The sequence below is a fragment of the Actinomyces provencensis genome, from assembly GCF_900155435.1.
Classification (GTDB): Bacteria; Actinomycetota; Actinomycetes; order Actinomycetales; family Actinomycetaceae; genus Pauljensenia; species Pauljensenia provencensis.
This window is the reverse complement of record NZ_LT700212.1, coordinates 2,682,765-2,709,120: the sequence shown is the minus strand read 5'-3', so window position 1 is coordinate 2,709,120 and position 26,356 is coordinate 2,682,765. Positions and strand designations below refer to the sequence as shown.

Sequence of the window (26,356 nt, the reverse complement as noted above, 5' to 3'; positions counted from 1 at the left end):
GCGTACGTGTGGGATGTGTCGCAGACTGCCGGGGAGCCGATCCCGGAGCCGCCGGCGCCGAGGTTGCTGGAGGGTGAGGCGCCGGCCGGGTTGTGGGAGGGCTTGGCCGCGCAGGTGGCGGCGGCCGGGTTCGAGGTGGCGCGGGTGCCGCACGAGGGCATGATCCAGGGCGCGAATGGCATGACCGACTGGTCCGCCCGTCTGGTGGTGGTGCGGGAGAACATGGACCCTGCCGCGCAGACCAAGACCCTTGCCCACGAGTTGGCGCATGTGCTGATGCACGACCCCAAGGACGAGGACGCTCGGCAGCACCGTGGCATCGGCGAGGTCGAGGCCGAGTCGGTGGCGTTGATGATCGGTGCCGCGCACGGGATGGACACCGCCGGCTACACGATCCCGTATGTCTCGACCTGGGCTGCCCGCGTCGACGGGAAGGACCCGGTGCAGGTGGTCCAGGCCACCGGCGAACGGGTGCGCAAGACGGCGCTGGCGATCCTGGACCAGCTCGACACCCACCAGGCCGGCAACGGCACACCGCCCGGCCTTGAACGAGACACCCCAGCCAGGGATACCCCGGCGAAGGTGCCTGCGCGGGTCGAGCCGATGCCCGAGCGAGCCGGGGCGCCTGTCCTGGCGGGTCGGGGGCTGTGATGCCCGAGACCACTGATTTCGCTAGAGCGTTGCTGCGGGCCAGTGGCGCGTCAACGCTCGCCGTGGCGGCTCGGCATCTGGCTGTGGCGGGGTTGCCGGTGTTCCCGTGCGCGCCGCTGGGGAAGCATCCGTATACGCTGCGCGGGTTCCACGATGCCAGTACCGATCCGGCACAGGTTGAGGAGTGGTGGGCGCGTATCCCGTACGCGAACCTCGGTGTCCCGACCGGTGTGGCGTCGGGGATGGTCGTGGTCGATGTGGATGTGCATGGCCCTATCGATGGGCGGCTCGCGTTCGAGAGTGTCGCAGCGGCTGGTCTGGTGGATGGGTGGGGTCTGCTGGTGCGGACGCCGACGGGTGGGATGCACGCCTACTTTTCGGCGACGTCGGGTGTGGAGCAGCGGTCGTGGCAGGCCGCCCGGGCCGGGATCGACTTCCGCGGCGATGGGGGCTACATCATCGTGTCGCCCTCGGTGCGCGTCATCGACAGTGTGCCGATCCGCTACGAGATCGCCGAAGTCAGTGAGCACCTCGCAGCCGGGATCGATTCGGCCCGGTTGCGGGACTTCCTCGATCCGCGTCCCGGTGCTGTCCTGCGGACCGGTCGTGCGTTGGTGCGGGTCGCGGATGTGGAGCGGTTGGCGTCCTGGGTCGCTCTGCAGGGCGAGGGTGAACGGAATCGTTCGCTGTTCTGGGCGGCGTGCCGCTTGGCAGAGAACGGCGTGACGGCGTCTGATGCTCGGGATGTGCTGGTGGCTGCCGCGCAGCAGCCCGGTTTCGATGAGCGGGAGATCGCCCGCACCGTGAGCAGCGCCTACCGTCGTGTCCACGCCGCCCCGACCGTCCGCGACGACGGTGACTCGTTCGCGGGTCCTGGTGCGGGTGGTCGGCAGCGGGCGCCGACTCGGGGGCTGGCATGACCAGGTGGCGGGGCCGCCGGTGGGCGGTCATCACCTCGGTCGCCGGAACGGTGTTCATCGCGGCCGGCGCGTTCTGGCTGTCGTTCACGGCGTTGGCTGACCTGGCACGCCGAGCGGGCATCGGGGAGGGCCAGGCGTGGGCGTGGCCTTTGATCGTTGATGGCGTGATCGTCGTTTCGACCGTCGCGGTGGTGGCGCTCGCGGGTGAGCGGGCGGCCTGGTATCCGTGGACGCTGCTGATCGGTGGCGCGGCGGTGTCGGTGACCGCGAACGCGCTGCACGCGATCGTCGCCGCTGACGCCGATGTACCCGTGGGGCTCGCGGCGGCGGTCGCGGCCGTCCCGCCCGTGGTGCTGCTGGCCTCTACCCATCTGACCGTCGTCCTCATCCGCACCACCACCCAACCCGCTGCCGAAGTTGCCGGGGCTCGTGAGTCGGTCGCGCTCGAAGTCATGCCCGCTGTGCCGCCTGCCGTGGCGTCGCCGACACCGGAGCTGACGCGGATTGCTCCTGCCGACGTTGTGGATCGTCGGGTGCGGGCGGCGGAGTTGCGGGAGTCGGGGTGGTCGAACAAGAAGATCGCCAGGTCGCTCGATGTGCATCCCTCGACGGTGGGTCGCTGGTTCGCCGACGCGCACCAACCCGGTGAGCCAGAGCAACCGGACTCTGCGCCGATGCCGATGTTGGAGGGAGCGACACCATGAGCACCGACGATCTGATGCGCGAGCAACCACCGCACCGCATCCCCGAACACACCCCGGAGCCGGCGAAGGCACCGGAGGGCGTCGAGCCGGCGGGGACGCCGGATGCGGTCAAGCAGAAGGCGGCCGTTCGGTCGGCTCGGGAGCGCCTGGATCAGGTGCGCGGCCGGGGCGTGGAGTGGGTGCGCCCGACCGATCTGATCGTCCGTGGTAGCGGGAGCCTCGCGGGGCGCGGGATCGAGTTCAACAGCGAGCAGGGCCGCCGGGCTCGTGCCTCGCTGGCCGCGGGTGGTCGGTCGCTGTCGGAGCGGGCCAAGCGGCTGCCGCCGTTGTCGGCGTTCGGCCGTCGCGGCCAGCGGTCCGAGGGGCCGGCACGGTCCGGGGTCGGGATGAGGTAAGCCGGGGTGGTGATGAGTCATGGACACCCAGCGCAGCGGGGTGAGGGTCGCCAGGGGCGGCCGGTGCACCTGCCTGCCAGGAGGTGCCCACACCATGGCTTCGACCACCACCCCGACCGCGACCGATCCTGCGGGTGAGGACTACACCAGCGGTGAGGGCCTGCGTTCCCTGCTGAACCGGCTCCACGACGCCGGCCCCGGCGCGTGGGAGCACGACCCGGTAGCCGCCGAGCTGATGATGTTCGCGGCGGAGAAGTACATGCCGCTGGCGCGCAAGCACGGTCTGGACCCGTGGGAGGCCGCGTCGGCGGCGTTCGACGTGATGCGTACCCGCGCCGCCCGTGAGGCCGACGACCCGTGGGCTGTCGTGACACATGCGGTGCGGATCACCTGCATCGCCGAAGAGCGCGGCCAAGGGCTGCTGTGCTCGGTGCATCAGGCCCGCCGCCCGCACATCTCCTGCTTCCACGACCCCGAACGGCTCTCCGAACGCGACAACACGCTGTCGGACTACCACCCGGCGTTCCACGTCACCGACCCCCACCACAACGACGACGAACCCGATGCGGATGTGGGTGAGCCGGCGTCGGTGACCGGCGCGGTGGAGGACGCGATCGTGTTGTTCATGCTGCTGGGCTGGCCCGAGGGCACCGCCCGCCCGGCGATCGAGCACGTCTGTGAAGCCCTCGCCCGGATCGGGTCACGCACCGGCACCTATGAGGCGCTGCGCCGCGACCAGCACGCTCGCGCCCTGCTCGATGTCCCCGCCGCCTCATGGACGATGCTGTTGCGTGTGCTGCTGGGCCGCACCACTCCCGGCTACGGGACGACCGGCGAAGGCCGAGGCATCCTGCTGCGGCTGCTGATCGGCGAGGGCCTGCCCGTGCTGCTGGGCGATGACGGGCTCGTGGCGACCATCAGCCACGCCGCACCCCACACCCGACGGCGAGGTGCGTGATGACCGCGGCGACGGGGCACATCGAACTCGACCGGACCGTCGAGTCGATCCAGGTCGGCCGCCGGCACCGGCACGACCTCGGAGACCTCGATGCTCTCGCCGCGTCCATCGACCGGGACGGGCTGCTGCAACCCATCACCATCACCCCCGACGGGGTGCTCGTCTGTGGGATGCGGCGGCTCGCCGCGATCCGGCAGCTCGGCTGGCGCACCGTCAACGTCTGGGTGCGCTCGTCCATCTCGGACAGGTTGGGGCACCTGCTGGCCGAGCAGGACGACAACCAGCTCCACAAGACCCTCTCCCCGCTGGAAGCCGCCGGGCTGTATCGGGAGATCAAGACGCTGATGGCCGAGGACGCCGCCCGACGTGAGGCGGCCGGGCAGTTCACCAGCGACTATCAGCCCCGGTGGAACGGCCCCGTCGAATCGGCGGAGCCGTTGGCTACGCCCGCAGGCGATACCCGCAGGCAGGCCGCACAGATGGTCACCGGCGCCAACTCCTACACACGGCTGGAACAGATCGGCTACCTGCAACACCTCGTCGCCGACCCCGACACGCCAGAACCGCTGCGTATTGAGGCACAGGCCGGGCTGACGCAGATCGAGGCCGGCGGCCCGGTCGACCCCGCATATCAGCGGGTCCGTGACATCCACCAGACCAGCGACACCGCCCGCGACGAGCATCTGCACGACCTGGCCGAACAAGCCCTCGCCCGCATCGACGCCAGCGCACCGAAGAATGGCAAGCCGAAGTCGAAGGCGGGGAAGGCTACGCCGGCGGTGCCGGATGCGCGGTATGCGGTGCGGGCGTTCGTGCTCACCTGGGCCGAACTCGACTCGTGGTGGCTGCACTACGACCTGGACGAGCTCGCCACACAGCTCACCGACGAGCAGGTCGAGTCGTTCTACGCGACCGTCGAAGGCACCCAGCAGTTCGCGGGCCGTCTACGCGCCGCCCGCGAACACGCCGCCGAACGCCCGCACCTGCGCGCACTCTGACGCGGCGCTCGGTCTGCTGGGGCGCACCTGACGGGCATGAAGACCTCCTCCCCATCCCTCTCGCGTGGCCACCTGGTCGCCCTCATCGCCGCCGGCCTCGCGCTCCTGATCCTCGCCGGGGTCGGCATCTACGGCCTGGTCCTCGGACCCCGCACCACCAGCACCCCGACCCCGGACCCGGCACCGTCCCCGACGCACACGCCCACGACTCCGGCCCCGTCGCCGCGGCTTCCGGTGGTGCCGCGATCCGCTGACCCGGAGACGTTCGCCCGCAACGTCGCCGAGGCGATCTTCGCGTGGGACACCACCAGCGGACTCATGCCGCTGGACTACACGGCCGCGATCCTCGACATCGGTGACCCGTCCGGCACCGAGCAAGCCGGTCTCGCCTCCGACCTGGCGACCTATCTGCCGACGCGCGATGCATGGATCGAGCTGCGCAAGCACGAGACCCGCCAGCACCTCCTGATCGACCAGGCGTTCGTGCCCAAGACGTGGGCCGACGCCGTGACGCAGGCACAGCCCGGCCAGATCGCCCCTGGCACCAGCGCGTTCACGATCGAGGCCACCCGGCACCGCGACGGCGCCTGGAACGGCGAACCCGTCACCAGCGAACACGCCGTGTCGTTCACCGTGTTCGTGCTCTGCCCCGATACCGGCGGGTCGTGCTCGGTGCTGCGGCTGTCCCAGCTCGACAACCCGCTGCGATGAGAGCGGGCCTGTCGTGTTCAAGAAGTTCGCTGTCCTCGCTCTCGCCGGGCTGTTCTTCGGCCCCGCGATGCTGCTAATCGGGATCGGGGTGCTGATGAACCCCGCCGCCATCGCCGCCTGCACCACCACCGGCACGCTCTCGGTGGGCAACGTGCCTGACAGCCTCCAAGTCACCACCGCAGACGGCGCGACGTTCACGTTGAACAAGCGGCAGCTCACCCATGCGGCCACCATCATCACGGTCGGCGGCCGGATCGACGGGGTGGGCCGGGCCGGTGTGAAGGTCGCGCTGATGGCGGCGCTTACCGAGTCCACGCTGCGGATGCTGTCGAACATCGGCACCTATCCCGAGAGTGCCGATTTTCCGAACGATGGCAACGGCTCGGATCACGACAGTCTGGGCTTGTTCCAGATGCGCCCGCAATCTGGGTGGGGCACGGTCGCGGAGTTGATGGACCCGCAGTATCAGGCGCGGGCGTTCTTCGGCGGGCCGAGTGGCCCGAACTACCCCTCGCCGCGCGGGTTGCTGGACATTCCGGGATGGGAGCGCATGGACCCCGGCGAAGCCGCCCAAGCCGTCGAAATCAGCGCGTTCCCCGACCGGTACCGCAACTACGCGCCCGTCGCCGACACCATCCTCGACACCCTCACCCGCAGCAGTGGGGGCCGCGGTGGGCCGGCAGTTGGCGTGGCGGAGTCGTCGCGGGTGGTGTTCCCGCTGCCGGAAGGGACGTGGGTCAAGACCGACGACTTCGGTCCGCGCATCCACCCGATCACCGGCGAACAGTCCTTGCACACCGGCCTCGACCTCGCAGCCCCCGATGGCACGCCGATCCTGGCCGTCGCGGACGGCACCGTGACCGTGGCAGAGTTCAGCGGCGGCTACGGCGGTCTCATCGTCATCGAGCACACCATCGACGGCCAGAGCGTCGCGACCGCGTATGCGCACATGTGGCAGAGCGGCATCCACGTCCACGTCGGAGACCGGGTGAGCGCCGGGCAGCACATCGGGGACGTCGGCTCCTCGGGCCTGTCCACGGGGGCGCATCTGCACTTCGAGGTCCGCCCCGGCGGCACCAACGGCGAAGCCATCGACCCCGCGAAGTGGCTGGGCGACCACGGCGCGGCGAACCTTCCCGAAGCTGCCACCGGCCCCGCCGCGGGCTGCCAGAACGGCGCCGCAGGAGTTCCGACCCCGTTGACGGGTGACCCGGATCAGATGGTGGACGACCCCACCAGCAACGGGCGGATCACCGCTCGGCTCGCGCACCTCATGGCCCAGACCAAAGCCGCGTTCCCCGACACCGGCTGGGGCTGCTACTCACCGAGGCCCGGCACGAAGTCCGAGCATCCGCTCGGGCGGGCGTGTGACATTACCTTCGGCAACGCCATCGGTCGCTACTCGACACCGGGCCAGTTGGAAGCTGGCTGGAAGGTCACGAACTGGATGAAGGACAACGCCGCCGTGCTCGGGGTGGAGTACCTGATCTGGCAAGGGAAAATCTGGTCTGTTGCCCGCGACGACCAGGGCTGGCGGCCGTACAACGGCGGTGGGATGCACGACCCCGCCTCGATCACCGGCGGCCACTTCGACCACCTGCACGTCACCGTGAAAGCCGGTGCGTGATGGACGTGTTCCCCGATTTCGATGGTCTGGCTGGGATCGGTGATCTGAAACAGGTCGTCGGTGCGCTGTTCATGTTCGTGCTCATCATCGCGGTGCTCATGCTGATCGTCTCCGCGATCTGCTGGGCGATCGCTGCCTCTCACGGCAACTACTCCGCTGCCGCCAAGGGCCGGGTCGGGGTACTGGTCGCCCTCGGTGCCGCCGCTCTGGCCGGTGGCGGGGTGGCGTGGATGAACTGGCTGATCGCTCTCGGCCGACAACTCTGACCCGTACTGCGTGTGGCCCGTCCCGGATCGTCTCGGGGCGGGCCTTCGCACGTCATGCAACGGCAGGCGGGTGGTGGGGGCGCACCTGATGGCAGAAGCAACCCCTCTGCGTGAATGGAGAATCGTCGTGATCGACATCGACCCCAATGGCACCGGTCTTCCCGGTATCGAACAGCTCCGCACCATCGTTGGTGCCGTGATGACGGTGGGGTTGATCCTGGCCGTCCTCGCCCTGATCGTTTCGGCGATCGTGTGGGCCTATGGCGCGAACAGCTCCAACCCCCACCTCGCCGGACGCGGCAAGACCGGCGTCCTGATTTCCTGCGGCGCCGCCGTGATCTGCGGCGCGAGCGTCGCGCTCGTGAACTTCTTCTGGGGCGTCGGCCAAGCCGTCTGAGCGCAGTCGTGCGAGGAAGGCAGGTCTTGTGATGGGCATTTGCGATGTCCCAGTGATTTCCACCGTGTGTGAGACGGCCGGTGAGGCCGCCGCCTCGCTGGTGTCGGCGCCGTTCGACTGGCTCGCGCAGGCGATGGGCGGCGCGGCCGGCTGGCTGTTCGAGGCCGTCTGGACGGTCTTCGACACCACCACTCTTATCGATGTGCAGCGGCCAGGGTTCGTGTCGGTGTTCAACCTCGTGTTCGGCATCGCCGTGTTCGTGATGCTGCTGTTCTTCGCACTTCAACTCATCACCGGCATGATCCGCCGCGACCCCACCGCCCTCACCCGGGCCGCGCTCGGCCTCGGGAAATCCGTCCTCGGCTCCTTCGTGGTCATCACCCTGGTCGCGCTGCTGCTGGAAATCACCGACCAACTCTGCGTCGGCATCATCCAAGCCGCCGGCGAAACCACCGAGACGATGGGCGACAAGATCGCCGCCCTCGTCCTGGCCCTGTCCGGGCTGTCCATCGCAGCCCCCGGTGTCGGCGCGATCATCATGATCTTCCTCGCCGGGCTGGCGATCGCCTCGGCGGCGATCGTGTGGCTGTCGCTGCTGATCCGCAAGTCGCTGCTGCTCGTCGCGGTCGCCCTGGCGCCGTTGGCGTTCTCCGGGTCGTCGTGGGACGCGGCACGCGGCTGGGTCGGCAAGTGGGCCATGTTCGTCATCGCCTTGATCCTGTCGAAACTCGTGCTGGTCGTGATCTTCCTCGTGGCGATCACCCAGGTCGCCGCACCCATCGACCTCGACCTGGCCTCGGTGTCCGATCCGCTCTCGGGCATCGTGCTCATGGCGCTGGCCGGGTTCGCCCCGTATCTGACGTACCGGTTCCTCGCGTTCGTCGGCACCGACTACTACGGGCAGGCCGGCGCCGAGGACGACGCCAAGCGCGCCCTGAACCGCCCCATCCCCGTCCCGTCGAAGCCGTCCGGTGACGGGCCGAAGAAGGTCCTCGACGGCCAAACCAGCGGCGACGGTGGCGGTGGTTCAGGAAGCGGTGCCGGTGGTGCGGTGCCGCCGAAGCCCACCCCGACCGCTGGAAGCAGCGGCGGCGCAAGCGGTGCCGGCGCGGGAGCTGGCGCGAGCGGGAGCGCCGGAACTGGAGCCAGCGCAGGCGCGGGAGCTGGGGCGGGTGCTGCGGCGGCAGGCCCGGCGGCTGCGGTCGTGGTCGGAGCGCAGGTAGTGAAGGGCGCCGCGACCGCGGGGCCAAAGGCCGGGACGGCGTTGGCGGGCGAGGCCGAGACGGCCGCCGCCGGCGCCGGACAGACCAGCGCCCCACCATCGCCCTCGACACCGGCGCCGACCGCACCACCGAGCCCACGCCCGACAACCCCGAACCCGCCCAAGCCGACGAAGGAGTGACCGATGCCCAGTCACGCGAAAGACACCGCCTCGCCGGGCGAGCTGGTACCGGTGAAGTTCAGCCGCCTCACCCGCCGCGGGGTGCTGCTGGGGCTGTCGGTCGCCCAACTCGTCACCCTCGGCATCGGCGGCCTCACCCTGATCGGCGCGTTCTACGCCGGCGGCGGGATGCTGCTCGCCTACACCGCCCCCGTCTGGGCGCTCTGCGCCGCGCTGACCTGGATACCGGTCGGCGGGCGCCCGGTCGTTGAATGGCTGCCGGTCACCGTCTGGTGGCTCTGGCGGGTCACGGGCGGGCAACTGCTCTACCGCCGCCGCATCGTCAAGCCCCGCCCCGCCGGCACCCTCGCGCTCCCCGGCGACATGGCACGACTCCGCGAATACACCGACCTGGAGACCGGGGCGTGCATGATCCACGACCCCCACGCCGCCACCCTCACAGTCGTGTGCGAAGTGGCCCATTCGGCGTTCGTCTTGTTGGACCCCGGCGAGCAGGAACGCCGCGTCACCACCTGGGGCCGTGCGCTGGCGACGGTGTGCCGCTCGGGCCGGATAGCGACGCTACAAGTCCTCGAACGCACCCTGCCCGACTCTGGCACGGGGTTGGCGGAATGGTGGACCGCGCACGGCACCCCGGACGGCTCCTGGCCGGCCGACACCTACGCCGAGCTGATCGAGCGCGCCGGCCCGGCCGGGGAACGGCACGCCACCACGATCAGCCTGTCGCTGGACATGAAAGCCGCGGCCCGGCAGATCAGGACCGCCGGCGGCGGCATCAAGGGCGCCGCCGGGGTACTGCGGCAAGAGATGTCCACCCTGGTCTCGGCGCTGCGGTCGGCCGACCTCGCCCCCTCCGGGTGGCTCGACGCCGGACAGATCGCCGTCATCCTCCGCTCCGCCTACGACCCAGCAGTCGCCTCGGCGTTGGAGCGGCACGGGCAGATCGGCCGCGACCTCGCCACCGCCGGCCCGGTCGCAGTCACCGAGACCTGGGGCAACCTGCGCACCGACTCCGCCCACCACGCCGTGCTCTGGGTCTCCGAATGGCCCCGCAGCCTCGTCTATCCCGGCTTCGCCGCCCCGATCCTGCTCTCCACCGGCATCCAACGTGCCGTGTCGCTGATCTACACCCCGATGCGCTCCGACCAGGCCGCCCGCGACATCCGCCGCAAGAAGGTCGAGTACATCTCGGACGCGGCCCAGCGTGCCCGGCTCGGGCAGATCGAGGACGCCGCCCAATCGGCCGAGTTCCACGACGTGCTGCAACAAGAAGCCGACCTCACCGCCGGGCACGGCGTCCTGCGCGTGACCGGACTCATCAGTGTGTCGGCACCCAGCATCGACGACCTCGAAGCCGCCGTCGCCGCGATCACCCAAGCCGCGATCCAAAGCTCCTGCGAAACCCGGCGACTCGTCGGCCAGCAAGCCGCCGCGTTCACGGCCGCAGCGCTGCCCTTGTGCCGCACTATCTAGCAGGGCCTCTATCCAACGTGGAAGTCACGCTGGTGGTTCTCACCGTCCTCGACCCAGTGGATACGAAGGATGGGATCGGTAGAGCCGCCCAAGGTGAACATCAGTGGCACTCGTCGCATCTGGCCACGATGGATGGTCGTGGGATCATCACCGCCGACAAACATGCCGCCGTTCTCGGTTGGGCTTTCAAAGGTCACGCTCTCGGCGTCCCGGTCACCGGTATTGGTGATCTCTGCCCAGTGCTTCGTGCTGTAGCGCGGCGCACCTTTGGAGCTGAAGCCCGAGACCTCTCGTTCCTGGCGCGGTTGAACGAGGAAATCAACGCCGACAGGGCTTGGGGCTGCCCCTGTTGCCTGCGGGAGGGACACGGCTGAGATGTCGTGCTCTATGGCCTTCCAGACTTCGTGGTTGAGTTGTTCGACGCTGCTGAACTCGCCCAGCAAGCCGCGATCCTGCATGTCCTTCTTGAAGGCACGTAGTGCGTCGAGCTGCGTCGTGTCAACATCGTTAGGCAAGGGTGCAGTTGAGAAGTACATGTGAACCGGTCTGCCCAACTCCAGAGCACGATCCACTTCTTCGATGGTTCCCGAGATGGCATCGGGGGTCGGTGACCCTAAGCGCCCGCCGAACAGGGCGAACACGATGTCGGAGTCATCGACACCCTGCGCGTTTATGAGTTTCTGCGGATGCGCTCCCATGACCGGCACCGCCGATGTCTCCCACCGCCACGGCTGCAGAATCACCCCCTTCGTTCGCGCATTGGCATCGTTCCATCCATAAACCGCCTTCTCCACAGCGTCCCGTGCCTCCGGAACATCGGAGGGCGAAGCGATCATTACGCGCAGGACGGAAGCGATATAGGGCATGTCTTAAGCCTAGGGAACGTCGCTGACATCGGCACTGGCGTGCACCTGGTTGGCGTCCGAACCTGAACGATGGAGGCCCGCCATGCCCACCTACGAGAACCCCGTCACCGACGCCGCCGAAGCCTACGAGGCGTTGCGGGGCCTGGCCCACGCGACCCGGAGCTGGGACGAGCCCGCCGAGACCTACCGCGTCATCGGCGAGGTGGTCGCCGGTATCCGGTGCCTGGGGCAAGTGCTCGACCAGCTCGCAGGCGTCCACCTGCGCCACCAAGACGGCGTGAGCACCGATGACGGTGACCGGAAGGCTGGAGCCGTCGCGGCACTGAGCGCGGCCGATGGGTTCCATCAGGCCGCGGTACTGCTGGACCGGGCGCACGATCAACTCAGTGCCGCGTTCATCCAGTCCGGCAAGATCGTCTGGCACCCCCAACCCGCCACCACCGAGCGGTGGGTCAGTGTCGTGTTCTTGCAGGGCGATGAGGCCGACCGGCCGCTGCGCATCCTCGGAGAACTCGGGCACGTCGACGCGGTGGACTACCTCGCCCAGTGGGACTACGGCGACGAGACCACCGACGCAGCAATGGAAAACGGGTACGTCTACGACAAACCCGGCGAAGGAACCAACGACCAGGTAGCGATCTCGGGCGACTACGCGCTGGTCGTGAACCCACACATCGGCTACGTCTCCCTGCTCCGCCGCCACACCACCAACCCCGAACCCGAACAAACCGAAGCGCCCGCGCCGGTGCGGGGCGGGCCGGAACTGCTGGTGTCGTACTCGTCCCCGAACGCCCCGAAGCCCGCTGTCGCACCCCGGCAGGCGCAGTCGCAGGGGTCGTGGTTCGAGCCGGCCGCGATCACGACGCTCAAACAGAGCGGCCGCCTCTCACTCTGACCCCTGCCGGTGCCGGGGGCGCACCTGCCCGGCATGAACACCACAGACCCCACGCCACGCACCTCCCGGCAGGCCGGCACGCTCACCCTGACCGTCTGGCCCGATACCCCGGTCGGCGAGCACCAGCGGTACGCCTACCGCATCGAGGACACCGAAGCCGGGCACAGCCTCGAAGGCCGCGACCTGTTCACCGGCGCCGGTGCCCCCGTCGCGCCCGAGCGGGCGCTGCGCGACCTCGCCGGATACCTCGGTGCCGCCGGTGAGTCCCGGCAGTACGCCATCGACCACCCCGGCCATGCCGAGCACGCCGGGCTGTTCCCAGAGTGGGCGGCGGAGGCCGCGCGGCAGAACGCCGACGCACTCGCCCTCCTGAGCGAGACACCACCGCTGCCACCGGGGCCGTCGTGGTTCGACCGCTCCGCTGCCAGTTCAGATGCTCGCACGCGGGGGCGGTCGCTGTGAACGAGCGGGAGAAGCTGCATACCTCGGTGCTCGTCGCCCCGGCGTCGGAGCGGCGCAAGTACCGCAAGCAACGCCGGCAGGCTGCCGCCCGGCTCGTCGCCGAGCAACGCCGCGCTGAGGCCAAAGCCGCCAAAGCCAAGGCCGAAGCCGAGCGAGCCGAGCGGCGTGCCACGACGTATCTGCCGAAGGCCGGCGAACCCGGACCGGCGATGCTGCGGACGCCGGGCCGGTTTCGCCTCCCACGCCATCAGGACACCAGCGCGGTGCTGTCGGCGCAGTATCCGTTCCTCGCCGAAGGCGGCCTCGGCAGTCAGGGCGTGTTCGTCGGGCAGGACATGTACTCTGGCGGATCGTTCGTCTATGACCCGTGGGAGTTGTACCGGCGGGGCATCATCACCGCCCCGAATATGATCCTCGCCGGCATCGTCGGCTCCGGAAAATCCAGCCTCGCCAAGTCGCTCTACACGCGATCGTTGCCGTTCGGTCGCCGCGTCTACATCGCGTGCGACCCCAAGGGCGAGCACACCGCCGTCGCCGAGGCAGTTGGCGGGAAGGCCATCGTCCTCGGCCACGGGCTCCGCACTCGGCTGAACCCACTCGATGAAGGCCACCGGCCCTCGGGTCTGTCGGATCGGGAATGGGGCTCCACGTTGGCGTCGCGGCGTCGCGAGTTGCTGGGTGCGCTCGCAGAAACGGTGCTCGGGCGCGACTTGTCGCCCTTGGAACACACCGCCATTGACACCGCCTTGACCGCGGCTGTCCGAGATGCGAAGGTGCCGATCCTGCCGATGGTCGTAGACCGCCTACTCACCCCGTCCACCGACGAGGACGGGCGGCTGGCCGAAGACGGCCGACTCGTCGCGCACGCGCTGCGCCGACTCGTCGGTGGCGACCTCGCTGGCCTGTTCGACGGCCCCTCCACCGTCCGGTTCGACCCCACGTTGCCGATGGTGAGCCTCGACCTGAGCCGGGTCGCGGAGAACGCCGCCCTGCTGAGCGTGTTGATGACCTGCGCGTCGGCGTGGATGGAAGCCGCGCTGATGGACCCCGATGGCGGGAAACGCTGGATGATCTACGACGAAGCCTGGCGACTCATGGCCCACCCCGCCCTGCTACGCCGGATGGACGCCCAATGGCGGCTCGCCCGCCACTACGGGTTGGCCAACATGCTCATCTTCCACAAGCTGAGCGACCTCGACAACGTGGGCGATCAAGGCTCGGCCATGCGCTCCCTGGCAAACAGCCTGCTCGCCAACGCCGAAACGAGAGTGATCTACCGGCAAGAGTCCGACCAACTCTCCCTCACCGCCAAGACCCTCGGCCTGACCGGCACCGAACAACACCTCCTACCCGGCCTGGGCACTGGGCAGGGGCTGTGGCGCATCAAGGAACGCTCCTTCGTCGTGCAACACCAGATGCATCCCGATGAGTTGGCGCTATTCGACACCACGACCCGCATGATCTAGACATCTTGGAAGTTCGCTGGCGATCCTCAGCAGTCCTCAGCGAGAACGGTGGACCATTAAACTTGGTGAACGCTCCAATGAGGACTCCACCATGCAGGCTCCGGGTCGACCGGATAGCGGAGTGGAGCTCTCGCACTGAGAGCTCCACTCGTTCGTTGGCTCAAGGTGGCTAGCGAGGTCCCAAGGACCCCAGCGCCCGCCGCCCAGATGGTTTCGAGCAGATACTGCAAGAACTTCCTTGGTTGTCCGGACTGACTATTGGGGACACTTGCCCGTGTAGCTTTCATACGCTTCTCCTTTCGCTTGTCCCTTCCGGGAATCTCACTTAGGAGGCGGACGAACGCCAGAGCCAGGGTCACCGCCAGCCACACTGTGCCAAGCCACATTGAGGGCTCGCTAGCACCTTGAACCAACGACACTCCCATTCTGGTCGTTGCTCCCAACCCTGTCCACCGCCAAGGCCTTGCACGTGATCTGGTGACGCACCTGACCTGATGTGGTTGGAGTCTCAGCAAACTCCGAGCGGCCCCACGAACCCGTCATCCAGGTCAAAACGTGGTCACTTGGACTCTGAACGCAGGGAGGGCGATACCCGGTAGAGGCACAGGCGCACCTGCCGGACATGAAGCGAAGCGAACCCGACTGGCCTGTTAGCATCCCGACCGTCGTTCTCACGGTGCACGAGGACGGCATCTTGATCGCCACTCTCGACGGGGCACCGCTGACGCCGCCTCAGTGGGCGCCGCCGTGGCGGCGTGAGTCATTCCCGCAGATCATCGACCAGGCCAGTAACGACCGCACCCGCCCCATCCGCGTCGAGGTCCGCGAAGCAGACGGCTCGGTGTTCACCGACCTCATCACCGCACGACATCGCCGCGCCCTCCCCGAACCAGAACCGGCCGTCGAGGCGAAGCCCGCAGCGGGCATGCCGGTGTTCCATACGGTTGAGGGCGAGGGGTTCGTGCCCGGTGAGGATGTCGCCGTTGCGATCATCACCGGCCACACCGACGCCGCGCACACCGGCACCGCCCGCGCCATCATCGACCCCAAGCATCCGATCCCAGACCAGACGACCGGGCGGGTTGAGGTCCTGCTGCTCGGCCGGATCTCGGGCGCGACGGTGATCCGGCGGCTGCCGTGACCGAGGGGAGGCAGACCGGATCGTTCGGGGACGAGCTGACCAACGCCGCCATGATCGGCCTGGTCGCCCTCTTCGGGATCGCGCTCGTCCTCCGCGCCGCTGGCACCATCACCGCCTGGCTCACCGACACCGCCCAGCCCGAAGGTGGACTGGCGGCAGGGGTTGGGGTGCTGTTCCATCCCGGCGACCCTGGCGCCGCGCTCGATGCGGACGGTCTGAACCCGATCGTCTACTGGGTGGTCACCGGGGCCATGCTCGCGCTCCTCGTTGCGCTGGTGGTGTTCGTGTGGGTGCGAGTGCGCCGCTTCACCCACCGGGCCGAGCAAGACCCGCGACGGATGGCCGGGATCGCCACCCGCCACGAAGTCGCCACCACGGCATCAGACAAGGCGCTGCTGCGTAGGGCCGAGAACCTCCGCCCCGGCCTGACCGACCCGAAGCCGCACGATGTCGGATACCGGCTCGGTGCCTCGAAAGGCGTGAGCGTGTGGGCATCGGTCGAGGACTCGATCATGGTCATCGGCCCGCCCCGCTCCGGCAAAGGCCTGCACCTGGTGATCCCGGCAATCCTCGACGCACCCGGCGCCGTCGTCGTCACCAGCACCCGACCCGACAACCTGACCGCGACCATGCGCGCCCGCCGCCGCATCGGACCCGTCGCGATCTTCGACCCCCAACACCTCGCTGAGGGGCTGCCCGCCGGACTGCGCTGGTCACCGATCCGGGGATGCGAGTCGCCACAGACCGCGATGATCCGCGCCACCGGCCTCGCCGCCGGCACCGGCCTGTCCGCCGGCGGCGTCGATTCCGGAGGCTTCTGGGAAGGCAAGACCCGCGCCGCGCTCCAAGCCCTGCTGCACGCCGCAGCGATCGACAACCGACCACCCGCCGAGCTGTTCCGCTGGACCCTCGATCCCACCGCCGCCGCGGATGCGGTGGCGATCCTGACCGGCTCCACCCGCGCCGCGACCGGATGGGCCGAGTCCTTGGAGGCGATGATCGACTCCGACCCACGCACCCGCGACTCAATCTGGCAAGGAGTCTCCCTCGCGCTCGGATCACTCGCTGATCCCCGAGTGCTCGACGCCGTATCACCGGCCGAGGGAGAAGGCTTCGATCCCGAGGCATTCATCCGCGACCGCGGCACCCTGTTCCTGCTGGCGACCGGCTCCGGTGCGGGAGCCAGCGCGGCGCTGGTGGCTGCGTTGGTGGAAGACCTCATCGAGACGGCCCGCCGTCTCGCTGCCCGCTCACCCGGTGCCCGTCTCGATCCGCCGATGCTGCTGGCGCTGGACGAGATAGCCAACCTCTCGCCCCTGCCGTCATTGCCGACGTTGATGGCCGAAGGTGGCGGGTCGGGCATCACAACCATGCCCGTATTGCAGTCACTCGCGCAGGCGCGGGACAAGTGGAACGAGCACCAGGCCAATGCGATCTGGGATGCCAGCATTGTGAAGGTCATCCTCGGCGGCGCGTCGAACTCCCGCGACCTGCAAGACCTCTCCGCGCTGGTCGGTGAGCGTGACGAATACACCGACTCGGTGACGCTGGGCGATCACGGCACCCGCTCCAACCAAAGGTCCGTGCGCCGCGTCCCGATCTTCCCACCCGACCGCATCCGCCGACTGCCCTTCGGCACAGGCGTCGTGCTGCTGCGCTCCGCACCACCCATCGTCACCGACCTGCACCCCTGGCCCAGCCGCCCCGACGCCGGGCAGCTCACCGCCGACCGCAAAGAGATCGAAGCACTCCTGCGCCGCACCGAGAACTGACCCCGGAGACGGTCGCGCACCTTTCCGCCACAGCGGCCCCTGCAAGACGGGCTGCGTGAGCAGATAGGAGCACTCCGATGTCGATTCAGACTCAGCAGGCCGTGTCCGGGTTCGTCGCCTCCGTGCCGCAGTTGAGCTTCACCGAGAAGGGTGATGCCCGGCTCTACATGAAGTTCGGGCTGGAGCACTACCGGCGCGAGGAAGACAACTCGTTCACCAAGCTGGAGACCACCTTCCACGACCTGATCGCGTTCAAAGCCGCAGCCGAGTTCGGGCACCAGAAGCTCGCCAAGGGCGACAACTTCATCGCCGACGGGCGCGTGCGCGAATATTCCTACGAGCGCGACGGCCAGCGGCACGAGGGCGAAGAGTTCATCGCGACCCGCCTAGGTCACGACCTGGCACGCACCCGCTACGAGGTCGATCGCACGCCCCGCCGCAACGCCACCGAGCAGACAGCGCCCACGCGGGACGCCTCGGCGTTCACCAGCCCCGAGCCGAGCCAACCGGCCGCTGCGCCGGCGATGGGAATGTGAGGGTCGACATGAGTCCCATCAGCACCCCCACGCCGGGGCCGGAAGTGCCGGACGACTTCGATGATCGTCCGGCGTTCGACCCGGGCAACGATCTGCCTGGGCCACCCCGCCCGATCAACTGGAACCTGCTCTCGGCTGCCGACCTGGAAGCCGAGCTGCTGGAACTGAACCGCTGGGTCGACTGGCTACGCCACACCTACGGACTGCCCGCCAGCGTGATCCCACCCATGTGGCACCGCCACCCCGAACTGCTCTGGGAACTGTCCGCGCTGCACCTGCACTGGCTGTGCGCCTACGACCCCGAGCAGAACGGCTCCGCGCCGCTGGGCTGGCACCGCGACTTCGCCGACGCCCGCCAGCGCCTCCGCGACTGGGTAGCCACCAGCGGCACCCGCCTGGACCGCGACCGACCCACCCGCCAGACCACCTGGCCCGGCGAAGCACCCACCGAGCCCGTCGAAGAGGCGCCGATCACCGACCGCGACGAGGACTTCGTGCGCTACGTCCTCGATGAAGTCGCTACCCGGCAGGCCGCCGAAGACGCCTTCTTCGCCGGCGTCGATCCGACGACGGGAGAAGTCCAGTGAGCAAGCCCCGCAAGTCGCCACCAGCCCGGATGCGCACGTACCGTATCGAGGCTGAGCCGCGTGCCACGCCCGATCTGCACAAGCTCGCGCAACTGTTAATCGGCATGGCCTTCGCCCGCGCCGACGCCGAGCGCGCCAACCAGCAGACACCACCGTCGAGTCCTCGGCACGAGGTCGACGGCGAGGTAGAATCGTAGACGTACCAAGCTAGCGGTCACGCTCCGGTGTGGCCGTGGTGCGCAAGTCTTGTTCGGCCTTCGAGGCTTACCTAGGGCGCTCCGCTCGGAGCGTTCCGGGTCGTGTTTTCCAACGAGTCGCACCGCGCGAGCGGTCGCCGCCGCTCGTGTTGGCCCCACCTGTTGGGGAAGGAAACACGACCCATGACCATCACCCACGTCGCACCGCCGGCCGCGCTCGCCTATGTGGGCGAGACGACCTGCCTTGCGGTGTCCTACCTGCGCGTCTCGACCAAGGAACAAGCCGAACGCGGCGGCAGGGAAGAAGGCTTCTCGATCCCCGCCCAGCGTGAAGCGAACCTCCGCAAAGCCCGCGAACTCGACGCGATCATCACCGAAGAGTTCGTCGACGCTGGAGAGTCCGCTCGCAAAGCCGACCGGCCCGAGCTGATGCGGATGATCGAGTACGTCAAGACCCACCCTGTCGCATACTGCATCGTCCACAAGGTCGACCGGCTCGCCCGCAACCGCGCCGACGACGTGGCGATCCACCTGGCCTTGAAAGAGGCCGGGGTCATGCTCGTCTCGGCCACGGAGAACATTGACGAGACCCCGAGCGGGATGCTGCTGCACGGCATCATGTCCACCATCGCCGAGTTCTACTCCCGCAACCTCGCCAACGAGGTCGCCAAGGGCATGACCCAGAAGGCGATCACCGGAGGCACCAACGGCAAAGCACCCATCGGCTACCTCAACCTCCGCAAGCGCGACGAACTGGGCCGCGAAATGCGAGTGGTCGAGCCCGACCCCGACCGGGCCGCCCTCGTCAAGTGGGCGTTCGAGGCATACGCCACCGGGAACTACTCGACCATCACCCTGCACGAAGAGTTGATCGACCGAGGGCTGACGAGCGTGCCCACACCCAAGCGGCCGTCAAAGGCCCCGGCGCTGTCCACGATCCAGAAGATGCTCACCAACCCGTACTACAAAGGACAGGTCAGCTTCCGTGGCGCCACCTACGACGGGCTGCACGAACCGCTGGTCGCCACCGAGGTCTGGTACCGGGTGCAGGCCGTCCTCACCGCGCACCAGACCTCCGGGGAGAAGACCCAAGCCCACGACCACTACCTCAAAGGCAGCATCTACTGCGGCGAGTGCGGCTCCCGGCTGATCCTGTCCAACGCCCGCAGCAGCCAAGGGGTGATCTACCCCTACTTCCTGTGCGCGGGCCGGCACTCCAAGCGCACAACCTGCGAACGCAAGTCCATGTTTGTGCCCGACATCGAAGCCGCTGTCGAGGACTACTACCGTCGCGTGCAGATACCCGCGCATATCATCACCGCGCTGCGCGAGCTGGTCACCGCAGAGTTCGACCGACTCCACGCCACCGCCCGGCGCGAACGCCACGCCTACACCGCCGAACGCGACGCGCTCCGCGACGAGCGCAAGAAGCTGCTCCAAGCCCACTACGCCGGCATGATCCCGCTCGACCTGCTCGGCGAGGAACAAGAACGCATCGCCCGCCGCCTGGCGTTCCTCGACGCCCAGATCTACGCCGGAGACATCGAGTACGACCAAGCCAAGGCCCACCTCGAAGACCGCCTCGCCCTCGCCGGAGACTGCCACGCGATCTACATGAGCATTGACGACTCCCTGCGCCGTCTGGCCAACCAAGCCTTCTTCGACAAGCTCGTCGTCATGCCCGACGACACCGTGGACGGGCAGCCCGGGGAACCGTTCAACATCCTGTTCGATCCGGAGGTCCAGCGCACCGCGCTCGCACGACAGCGAGCCACGGCGGAATCTGGACCTCAAACCGGAAACGTCGTCGGTTTGAACAACGACGATCTGGTGGAGCCAACGGGACTCGAACCCGTAACCCCCTGCTTGCAAAGCAGGTGCGCTACCAATTGCGCCATGGCCCCTCTGCGTGGCCCGACATCGACCACATGAGCCGGCGTCGCAGACCTCGCGGTCCGACGTGCCGGCAGCGCCGCCCTCGTACGCCCCCCGGGATCAGACTCCCGACGGATCGTCGGTGACGGACCTCCACAGTGCGGCATTCGTGTCGAGGTCCTGGCCGATCTGACGGATGACCAACCCGATCGCCGCAGCAGTGCCGACGGCGGCCAGGGTTGCGATCCACTTCTTCACGGGGGACCTCCACTCTCCGCCGACTGCGGATGGTGGGCCTAGATGGACTCGAACCATCGACCTCAGTCTTATCAGGACTGCGCTCTAACCAACTGAGCTATAGGCCCTCCGTGCCCGTCCGGGCACCGCACAATGCTACCCGAGGGGCCGCCCGCCGACAAAACCGCGCCCAGTGAACTGGGCCACCGCTCGCCCGCGGGGACGGCGTCTCCTCACTCGTCCATCAGGGAGACGCGCACACCGCCCACCAGGGAGGCGATGACGTTGTACAGCAGCGCCCCCAGGGTGGAGATCGCGGTCATGATGATGACATTGGCGACCGCGAAGACCGTCGCGTAGGAGACGACCTTGGGCAGCTTGACGTAGTCCAGCAGCGCCACGAACTTCGTCGCGCTGATCTGGTTGAGGAAGTCCTCGATGGAGGAGAAGACGTGCATCCCGTCCAGCATCAGCCACACGACCACCGTGGCGATGACGGTCGCGATGCCCATCGCCACCGACAGGAGGAACCCGACCTTCATCACCGTCCACGGATCGACGCGGGCGACCGCGAGGTTCACCTGGCGGGGTGCGTCCTCGGAGATGTCGATCTCCGTCCCGACGCTTGCACTCATTCGTCACCCTCCTCGACGCCGTCCTGCACAGACGCTACAGCGTCCGGGGCACCCACGTCAGCCGCCCCACCGTCCGTGGTCCCCTCCGGGACCTCCTCGACCTCCTGGGTCGACGAGGGCGACGCGTCCTCGGCCAGCTGCTCGGTCGCCTCGGCGGTGACTTCCGCGGCGGTGTCCCCCTTAGGGGTGTCCCCCGAGGTCACAGCGGGATCGGGCGCTCCGGGACCGCCGTTCTCCTCCGGGAGTTCGTGCTCGGTGTTGCGCGTGATGGCGATGATGTGGTCGTCGCCGTCGGGCCGGGCGAAGATCACGCCCATCGTGTTGCGTCCGGTCGGACGCACGTCCGCGGCACTGACCTGGACCAGCTTGCCGGACTCGGTGATGACCATGACGTCCTCGTCGGGGTCCACGATGAGTGCCCCGACCAGTGCGCCACGCTCCTCGACCAGCTTGCCGACCCGCACGCCCAGGATGCCGCGGCCCTTGGTCGGGTACTCCTCGACGGGGGTGCGCTTGGCGTAGCCGCCCTCGGTGACGATGAGCAGGTCCGCGCCGTCGCGCACGACCTCCATGCCCAGTAGTTCGTCATGGCCGCGGAAGCGCATGCCCTTCACGCCGGAGGTGGAGCGGCCCATGGGGCGCAGCTGTTCGTCGGAGGCCGTGAAGCGGGACGCCTGCCCCTCGCGGGAGACGAGGATCAGGTCGTCGTCCGCATTGACGATCTGGGCGGAGACCAGCTCATCGGGCGCCCCGTCCTCCTGCTCGCGGAGGTTGATGGCGATGATCCCGCCCGAGCGCGGGGAGTTGTACTCCGAGAGCCGCGTCTTCTTCACCAGTCCGGACCTGGTGGCCAGCACCAGGTACTCGGCCTGGTCGTAGTCCTCGATCGCGAGGACCTGGGCGATGGTCTCCCCCGGCTGGAAGGCCAGGAGGTTGGCGACGTGCTGGCCCTTGGCGTCGCGACCGCCCTCGGGGATCTCGTAGGCTTTGGCGCGGTATACCCGCCCGAGGTTCGTGAAGAACAGCAGCCAGTGGTGGGTGGTGGTGACGAAGAAGTGCTCCACCACGTCGTCCCCGCGCAGTTGCGTGCCGCGCACACCCTTGCCTCCACGCCGCTGGGAGCGGTAGGCGTCGGTGCGGGTGCGCTTGGCGAAGCCGTCGCGGGTGATCGTCACCACGACGTCCTCCTGGGGGATGAGGTCCTCCATGGACATCTCCCCGCCGTAGGGCAGGATGCGCGTGACGCGCTCGTCGCCGAACTTGTCGACGATCTGGGCGAGCTCGGTGGAGATGATGTCGCGCTGGCGCTGGGGGGTGGCCAGGATGTCCTCGAGGTCCTCCACGCGGGCACGCAGGGCCTCGTGCTCGTCGAGGATCTTCTGGCGCTCCAGGGCGGCGAGGCGGCGCAGCTGCAGGGCCAGGATCGCGTCGGCCTGGACCTCGTCGATCTGGAGGAGGTCCATGAGGCCGGTGCGGGCCGCATCCGCGGTGGGCGAGCGACGGATCAGGGCGATGACCCGGTCCAGGTCCTCCAGCGCCTTGAGGTAGGCGTCGAGGATGTGCAGGCGCTCCTTGGCCTTGACCAGCCGGAACTGGGTGCGCCTCTCGATGACCTCCATCTGGTGGCGGACCCAGTAGCGCACGAAGCCGTCCAGGCTGAGGGTGCGCGGCACGCCGTCGACCAGCGCCAGCATGTTCGCGGGGAACGAGTCCTGGAGCTGGGTGCGCTTGTAGAGGTTGTTGAGGACCACCTTGGCCACGGCGTCGCGCTTGAGCACGATGACGAGGCGCTGGCCGTGGCGACCCGAGGTCTCGTCGCGCATGTCGGCGATGCCGGTGATCTGCCCGGTCTTGACCAGGTCGGCGATCTTGGCGACCAGGTTGTCGGGATTGACCTGGTAGGGCAGTTCCTTGACCACCAGGCACTGGCGGCCGTGGAGCTCCTCCACGTCGACCACAGCGCGCTGGATGATGGAGCCGCGGCCCGTGCGGTAGGCGTCCTCGATGCCGCGGCGCCCCAGGATGGTGGCACCGGTGGGGAAGTCCGGACCCTTGATGCGGGCCATGAGGGCCTCGAGGAGTTCCTCGCGCGTGGCCTCGGGGTGCTCGAGAGCCCACTGCACGCCGGAGGCGACCTCGCGCAGGTTGTGCGGGGGAATGCGCGTGGCCATGCCCACCGCAATGCCCTCCGAGCCGTTCACCAGCAGGTTCGGGAAGCGCGAGGGCAGGACGACGGGCTCCTGCGAGCGACCGTCGTAGTTGTCCTGGAAGTCGACGGTGTCCTCGTCGATGTCCCGGACCATCTCCAGGGCCAGCGGCGCCATCCTGCACTCGGTGTACCGGGGGGCGGCGGGGCCCAGGTTGCCGGGGGACCCGAAGTTCCCCTGGCCGGCCACCAGGGGGTAGCGCATCGACCAGGGCTGGACCAGCCGGGCCAGGGCGTCGTACACCGAGGCGTCACCGTGGGGGTGGTAGTGGGCCAGCACGTCACCGACGACGCGCATGCACTTGTAGAAGCCCGCCGTGGGTCGGTACCCGCCGTCGTACATCGCGTAGAGGATGCGGCGGTGGACGGGCTTGAGGCCGTCACGCACATCGGGCAGGGCGCGCCCGACGATCACCGACATCGCGTAGGCGAGGTAGGACTTCTGCATCTCGCCCTCGAGATCGACGGGGTTGACGCGCCGGTGCGGGTCGAAGACCGCGGTGTCCTGAGGTGTCCCGACGGCGTCGCCGTCCTGGGGGGTGGTGCGTGCCTCGTCCGGCTGGGAGGGCTGGTCACTCACTGTGGATGTTCTCCTTGGGGTTGCTCAGGCGCGATCAGGCGTCGATGAAACGGACGTCCTGGGCGTTTCGCTGGATGAAGGCACGACGTGACTCCACGTCGTCCCCCATGAGGAGGGTGAAGACCTCGTCCGCAGCGGCCGCCTCACCGACCTCCACCTGCTTGAGGATGCGGTGGGCCGGGTCCATGGTGGTCTCCCACAACTCCTGGTCGTTCATCTCACCGAGGCCCTTGTAGCGCTGGATGCCGCCCTCCTTGCGGTCCTTGGGCATCTTGCGCCCGGCGCCGAGTCCCGCGGCCAGTCGCTCGTCGCGCTCCTTGTCGGAGTAGACGAACTCGTGGGCGGCGTTGGTCCACTTGAGCCGGTAGAGCGGGGGCATGGCGAGGTAGACATGTCCGCCCTCGACCAAGGGCTTCATGTAGCGGAACAGGAAGGTCAGCAGCAGCGTCGCGATGTGCTGACCGTCGACGTCCGCATCGGCCATGAGGACGATCTTGGCGTACCGGAGCTTGGCGAGGTCGAACTCCTCCCCGATGCCCGTCCCCAGCGCCCCGATGAGGGCCTGGATGGTCTCGGAGTTGAGTGCCCGGTCGAGCCGTGCCTTCTCCACGTTGAGGATCTTCCCGCGCAGCGGCAGGATCGCCTGGTGCTCGGGATCACGCCCCTGCACGGCGGAGCCACCGGCCGAGTCGCCCTCGACGATGAAGATCTCGCACACGGAGGCGTCCCTGGAGCTGCAGTCACGCAGCTTGGAGGGCATCGACACCGTGTCGAGGGCCGTCTTGCGGCGCGTCGCCTCGCGGGCCTTGCGTGCGGCCACGCGTGCCATCTGGGCCTGCATGCCCTTGCCGACGATGGCGCGGGCGTCCGCGGGGTGGGCGTCCAACCAGTCGTTGAGCTGCTGGTAGACCTGCGTCTGGACGAAGGTGCGTGCCTCGGTGTTGCCGAGCTTCGTCTTCGTCTGTCCCTCGAACTGGGGCTCGGTCAGCTTGATGGAGATGACGGCGGTGAGGCCCTCACGCACGTCGTCACCGGAGAGGTTGTCGTCACGGTCCTTGAGGATGCCCTTCTCACGCGCGTAGCGGTTGATGACCGTGGTGAGCGCGGTGCGGAACCCCTCCTCGTGGGTGCCACCCTCCGTGGTGTTGATCGTGTTGGCGTAGGTGTGCACCGAGGAGGAGTAGGACCCGGTCCACTGCATGGCGATCTCGAGGGACATCGTGCCCTCCGGGTTCTCCGACTCGAAGTCGATGATCTCGGAGTTGATGACCTCGGACTTCTTCGTGGAGTCCAGGAACGCAACGTAGTCGCGCAGGCCGTGCTCGTACATGTAGGACACGCGTCGCACGCCGGGCACCGGGTCGTCGGAGGTCCCGGCCTCGTCACCGGTGATCTCGTCGCCCTCGTCCTGGACGCCGGGACGCTCGTCGGTCAGCGTGATGCGCAGACCCTTGTTGAGGAACGCCATCTGCTGGAACCGCTGGCGCAGCGTCTCGAAGTTGAAGTCCACGGACTCGAAGATGTCGGGGTCCGGGTAGAAGGTCTGGGTGGTGCCGGTCTCGTCGGTGCCCTCACCACGCACGAGCTGGGTGATCGGGTGGCCACCATTGGCGAAGGACATCCGCCACACGTGACCCTGGCGGCGCACCTCCGTGTCGACGCGGGTCGAGAGTGCGTTCACCACGGAGATCCCGACGCCGTGGAGACCGCCGGAGACGGCGTACCCGCCACCGCCGAACTTGCCGCCGGCGTGGAGGATCGTCATGACGACCTCGACGGTGGGCTTGTGCTCCGTGGGGTGCATGTCCACGGGGATGCCTCGACCGTTGTCGACCACGCGCAGGCCGCCATCGGCCAGGATCGTCACCTCGATGTGGGTGGCGTAACCGGCCAGGGCCTCGTCGACGGAGTTGTCGACCACCTCGTAGACGAGGTGGTGCAACCCGCGCTCCCCCGTCGATCCGATGTACATTCCGGGCCGCTTGCGCACGGCCTCAAGTCCCTCCAGCACGGTGATGTCGGAGGCACCGTAGGTGTCCTCACCGTTGCCGGTGACGACCACGGGTTCGATGTCGTCATCACCCCGGGTCGTCCCAGTCGTCCCAGCCACTCAGGCTCCCCTCGTCCGTGCGTGCGAACCGTGCGCACGCGGGCCACCGTCGGGCCCCGGTCCGGCGTCACGCGCCGGACCCCTCAAGGCGCACGAATGCGCGTCCTGATCAAGAATTCTCCGCCTCCATCCTACCAAGGATCCCGTTCCCGGCCCCGGTCCAGCGGACCCGGGGATCCCGGCGGGAATGGGCGCTGACCAGCGATGACACCGCTGCGTCCACAGTGTGTCCGGGGTCACCCGGCCCAGACGGCGTGGGGTGCCCCGGAGAGGCCTCCGGAAGTGCCCG

At 68.5% G+C, this 26,356-nt stretch carries 25 protein-coding genes, 2 tRNA genes and 1 pseudogene; 21 read left to right on the top strand and 7 right to left on the bottom strand.

Annotation, left to right across the window (positions count from 1 at the left end):
* The first annotated feature begins 102 nt into the window (after window positions 1–102).
* The 12 genes from BQ9890_RS16400 to BQ9890_RS11775 all read left to right on the top strand — a co-directional run bounded on the left by BQ9890_RS16400 (window position 103) and on the right by BQ9890_RS11775 (window position 10,502).
* Window positions 103–651: an ImmA/IrrE family metallo-endopeptidase gene (locus BQ9890_RS16400; protein ID WP_230298033.1), complete on the top strand. Its 549-nt coding sequence runs from the start codon at window positions 103–105 to the stop codon at window positions 649–651.
* A complete protein-coding gene (locus tag BQ9890_RS11825) occupies window positions 651–1,571 on the top strand; it encodes a bifunctional DNA primase/polymerase (RefSeq protein WP_075893148.1) in 921 nt (306 codons plus the stop codon). Before BQ9890_RS16400 ends, BQ9890_RS11825 begins: the two co-directional genes overlap by 1 nt.
* Window positions 1,568–2,275, top strand: coding sequence for a helix-turn-helix domain-containing protein (locus BQ9890_RS11820; protein ID WP_075891733.1), 708 nt, complete (start codon window positions 1,568–1,570; stop codon window positions 2,273–2,275). The genes BQ9890_RS11825 and BQ9890_RS11820 overlap by 4 nt, the downstream gene beginning before the upstream one ends.
* Window positions 2,272–2,670, top strand: a complete 399-nt coding sequence (locus BQ9890_RS11815; protein ID WP_075891731.1) for a hypothetical protein — start codon at window positions 2,272–2,274, stop codon at window positions 2,668–2,670. Before BQ9890_RS11820 ends, BQ9890_RS11815 begins: the two co-directional genes overlap by 4 nt.
* A gap of 94 nt (window positions 2,671–2,764) precedes the next feature.
* A complete protein-coding gene (locus tag BQ9890_RS11810) occupies window positions 2,765–3,628 on the top strand; it encodes a hypothetical protein (protein WP_075891729.1) in 864 nt (287 codons plus the stop codon).
* Window positions 3,628–4,626 carry a ParB N-terminal domain-containing protein gene (locus BQ9890_RS11805; RefSeq protein WP_075891726.1) on the top strand — a complete coding sequence of 333 codons (999 nt, stop codon included), beginning with the start codon at window positions 3,628–3,630 and terminating at the stop codon, window positions 4,624–4,626. The genes BQ9890_RS11810 and BQ9890_RS11805 overlap by 1 nt, the downstream gene beginning before the upstream one ends.
* Before the next feature lie 36 nt (window positions 4,627–4,662).
* Window positions 4,663–5,337 carry a hypothetical protein gene (locus BQ9890_RS11800; RefSeq protein WP_075891724.1) on the top strand — a complete coding sequence of 225 codons (675 nt, stop codon included), beginning with the start codon at window positions 4,663–4,665 and terminating at the stop codon, window positions 5,335–5,337.
* Window positions 5,338–5,350: 13 nt separating this feature from the next.
* The gene (locus tag BQ9890_RS11795) at window positions 5,351–6,964 is read left to right on the top strand and encodes a M23 family metallopeptidase (RefSeq protein WP_075891722.1); all 1,614 of its coding nucleotides are present in this window, start codon (window positions 5,351–5,353) and stop codon (window positions 6,962–6,964) included.
* Window positions 6,965–6,969: 5 nt separating this feature from the next.
* A complete protein-coding gene (locus tag BQ9890_RS11790; protein WP_456047833.1) occupies window positions 6,970–7,230 on the top strand; it encodes a DUF6112 family protein in 261 nt (86 codons plus the stop codon).
* A gap of 127 nt (window positions 7,231–7,357) precedes the next feature.
* Window positions 7,358–7,627 carry a DUF6112 family protein gene (locus tag BQ9890_RS11785; protein ID WP_230297923.1) on the top strand — a complete coding sequence of 90 codons (270 nt, stop codon included), beginning with the start codon at window positions 7,358–7,360 and terminating at the stop codon, window positions 7,625–7,627.
* A gap of 52 nt (window positions 7,628–7,679) precedes the next feature.
* Window positions 7,680–9,029 carry a conjugal transfer protein TrbL gene (locus BQ9890_RS11780; protein ID WP_143226334.1) on the top strand — a complete coding sequence of 450 codons (1,350 nt, stop codon included), beginning with the start codon at window positions 7,680–7,682 and terminating at the stop codon, window positions 9,027–9,029.
* A gap of 3 nt (window positions 9,030–9,032) precedes the next feature.
* Window positions 9,033–10,502, top strand: a complete 1,470-nt coding sequence (locus BQ9890_RS11775; protein ID WP_075891713.1) for a PrgI family protein — start codon at window positions 9,033–9,035, stop codon at window positions 10,500–10,502.
* A gap of 8 nt (window positions 10,503–10,510) precedes the next feature.
* On the opposite strand, the gene BQ9890_RS11770 is transcribed toward BQ9890_RS11775, so the two are convergent.
* Window positions 10,511–11,368, bottom strand: a complete 858-nt coding sequence (locus tag BQ9890_RS11770; protein WP_075891711.1) for a DUF4062 domain-containing protein — start codon at window positions 11,366–11,368, stop codon at window positions 10,511–10,513.
* Window positions 11,369–11,450: 82 nt separating this feature from the next.
* Between BQ9890_RS11770 and BQ9890_RS11765 the strand changes: the two genes are divergently transcribed.
* The 9 genes and pseudogenes from BQ9890_RS11765 to BQ9890_RS16940 form a co-directional block, all read left to right on the top strand.
* Entirely contained in the window at window positions 11,451–12,263 is an 813-nt protein-coding gene (locus BQ9890_RS11765) for a hypothetical protein (protein WP_075891709.1), read from the top strand.
* Window positions 12,264–12,296: 33 nt separating this feature from the next.
* Complete coding sequence (locus BQ9890_RS11760; RefSeq protein WP_075891707.1) at window positions 12,297–12,725, top strand: hypothetical protein; 429 nt, start codon at window positions 12,297–12,299, stop codon at window positions 12,723–12,725.
* Entirely contained in the window at window positions 12,722–14,191 is a 1,470-nt protein-coding gene (locus BQ9890_RS11755) for a VirB4 family type IV secretion system protein (protein WP_075891705.1), read from the top strand. The genes BQ9890_RS11760 and BQ9890_RS11755 overlap by 4 nt, the downstream gene beginning before the upstream one ends.
* A gap of 622 nt (window positions 14,192–14,813) precedes the next feature.
* Window positions 14,814–15,332: a hypothetical protein gene (locus BQ9890_RS11750; protein ID WP_075891703.1), complete on the top strand. Its 519-nt coding sequence runs from the start codon at window positions 14,814–14,816 to the stop codon at window positions 15,330–15,332.
* Window positions 15,329–17,104, top strand: a complete 1,776-nt coding sequence (locus BQ9890_RS11745) for a type IV secretory system conjugative DNA transfer family protein (RefSeq protein WP_230297922.1) — start codon at window positions 15,329–15,331, stop codon at window positions 17,102–17,104. Before BQ9890_RS11750 ends, BQ9890_RS11745 begins: the two co-directional genes overlap by 4 nt.
* 77 nt (window positions 17,105–17,181) lie before the next feature.
* Window positions 17,182–17,640: a single-stranded DNA-binding protein gene (locus tag BQ9890_RS11740; RefSeq protein ID WP_075891701.1), complete on the top strand. Its 459-nt coding sequence runs from the start codon at window positions 17,182–17,184 to the stop codon at window positions 17,638–17,640.
* 8 nt (window positions 17,641–17,648) lie between these two features.
* On the top strand, window positions 17,649–18,227 hold the full coding sequence (locus BQ9890_RS11735; RefSeq protein WP_143226333.1) for a hypothetical protein: 579 nt from the start codon (window positions 17,649–17,651) through the stop codon (window positions 18,225–18,227).
* Entirely contained in the window at window positions 18,224–18,424 is a 201-nt protein-coding gene (locus BQ9890_RS15475) for a hypothetical protein (RefSeq protein WP_143226332.1), read from the top strand. Before BQ9890_RS11735 ends, BQ9890_RS15475 begins: the two co-directional genes overlap by 4 nt.
* A 183-nt stretch (window positions 18,425–18,607) precedes the next feature.
* A pseudogene (locus BQ9890_RS16940) lies at window positions 18,608–19,654 on the top strand (recombinase family protein); the annotation flags it as partial.
* A 598-nt stretch (window positions 19,655–20,252) separates the two neighbouring features.
* On the opposite strand, the gene BQ9890_RS11715 reads toward BQ9890_RS16940, so the two are convergent.
* The 6 genes from BQ9890_RS11715 to gyrB all read right to left on the bottom strand — a co-directional run bounded on the left by BQ9890_RS11715 (window position 20,253) and on the right by gyrB (window position 26,019).
* Window positions 20,253–20,328: transfer RNA gene (locus BQ9890_RS11715), tRNA-Ala, on the bottom strand.
* A 91-nt stretch (window positions 20,329–20,419) separates the two neighbouring features.
* Window positions 20,420–20,557 carry a DLW-39 family protein gene (locus tag BQ9890_RS15970; protein WP_195907670.1) on the bottom strand — a complete coding sequence of 46 codons (138 nt, stop codon included), beginning with the start codon at window positions 20,555–20,557 and terminating at the stop codon, window positions 20,420–20,422.
* 30 nt (window positions 20,558–20,587) lie between these two features.
* Window positions 20,588–20,664, bottom strand: a tRNA-Ile gene (locus tag BQ9890_RS11710).
* A gap of 105 nt (window positions 20,665–20,769) precedes the next feature.
* Window positions 20,770–21,171 (bottom strand): DUF3566 domain-containing protein, encoded by a 402-nt coding sequence (locus tag BQ9890_RS11705; protein WP_075891699.1) that lies wholly within the window; start codon window positions 21,169–21,171, stop codon window positions 20,770–20,772.
* Window positions 21,168–23,957 (bottom strand): DNA gyrase subunit A, encoded by a 2,790-nt coding sequence (gene gyrA, locus BQ9890_RS11700; RefSeq protein ID WP_078062418.1) that lies wholly within the window; start codon window positions 23,955–23,957, stop codon window positions 21,168–21,170. Before gyrA ends, BQ9890_RS11705 begins: the two co-directional genes overlap by 4 nt.
* A 34-nt stretch (window positions 23,958–23,991) precedes the next feature.
* A complete protein-coding gene (gene gyrB / locus BQ9890_RS11695) occupies window positions 23,992–26,019 on the bottom strand; it encodes a DNA topoisomerase (ATP-hydrolyzing) subunit B (protein WP_326844928.1) in 2,028 nt (675 codons plus the stop codon).
* Window positions 26,020–26,356 lie beyond the last annotated feature (337 nt).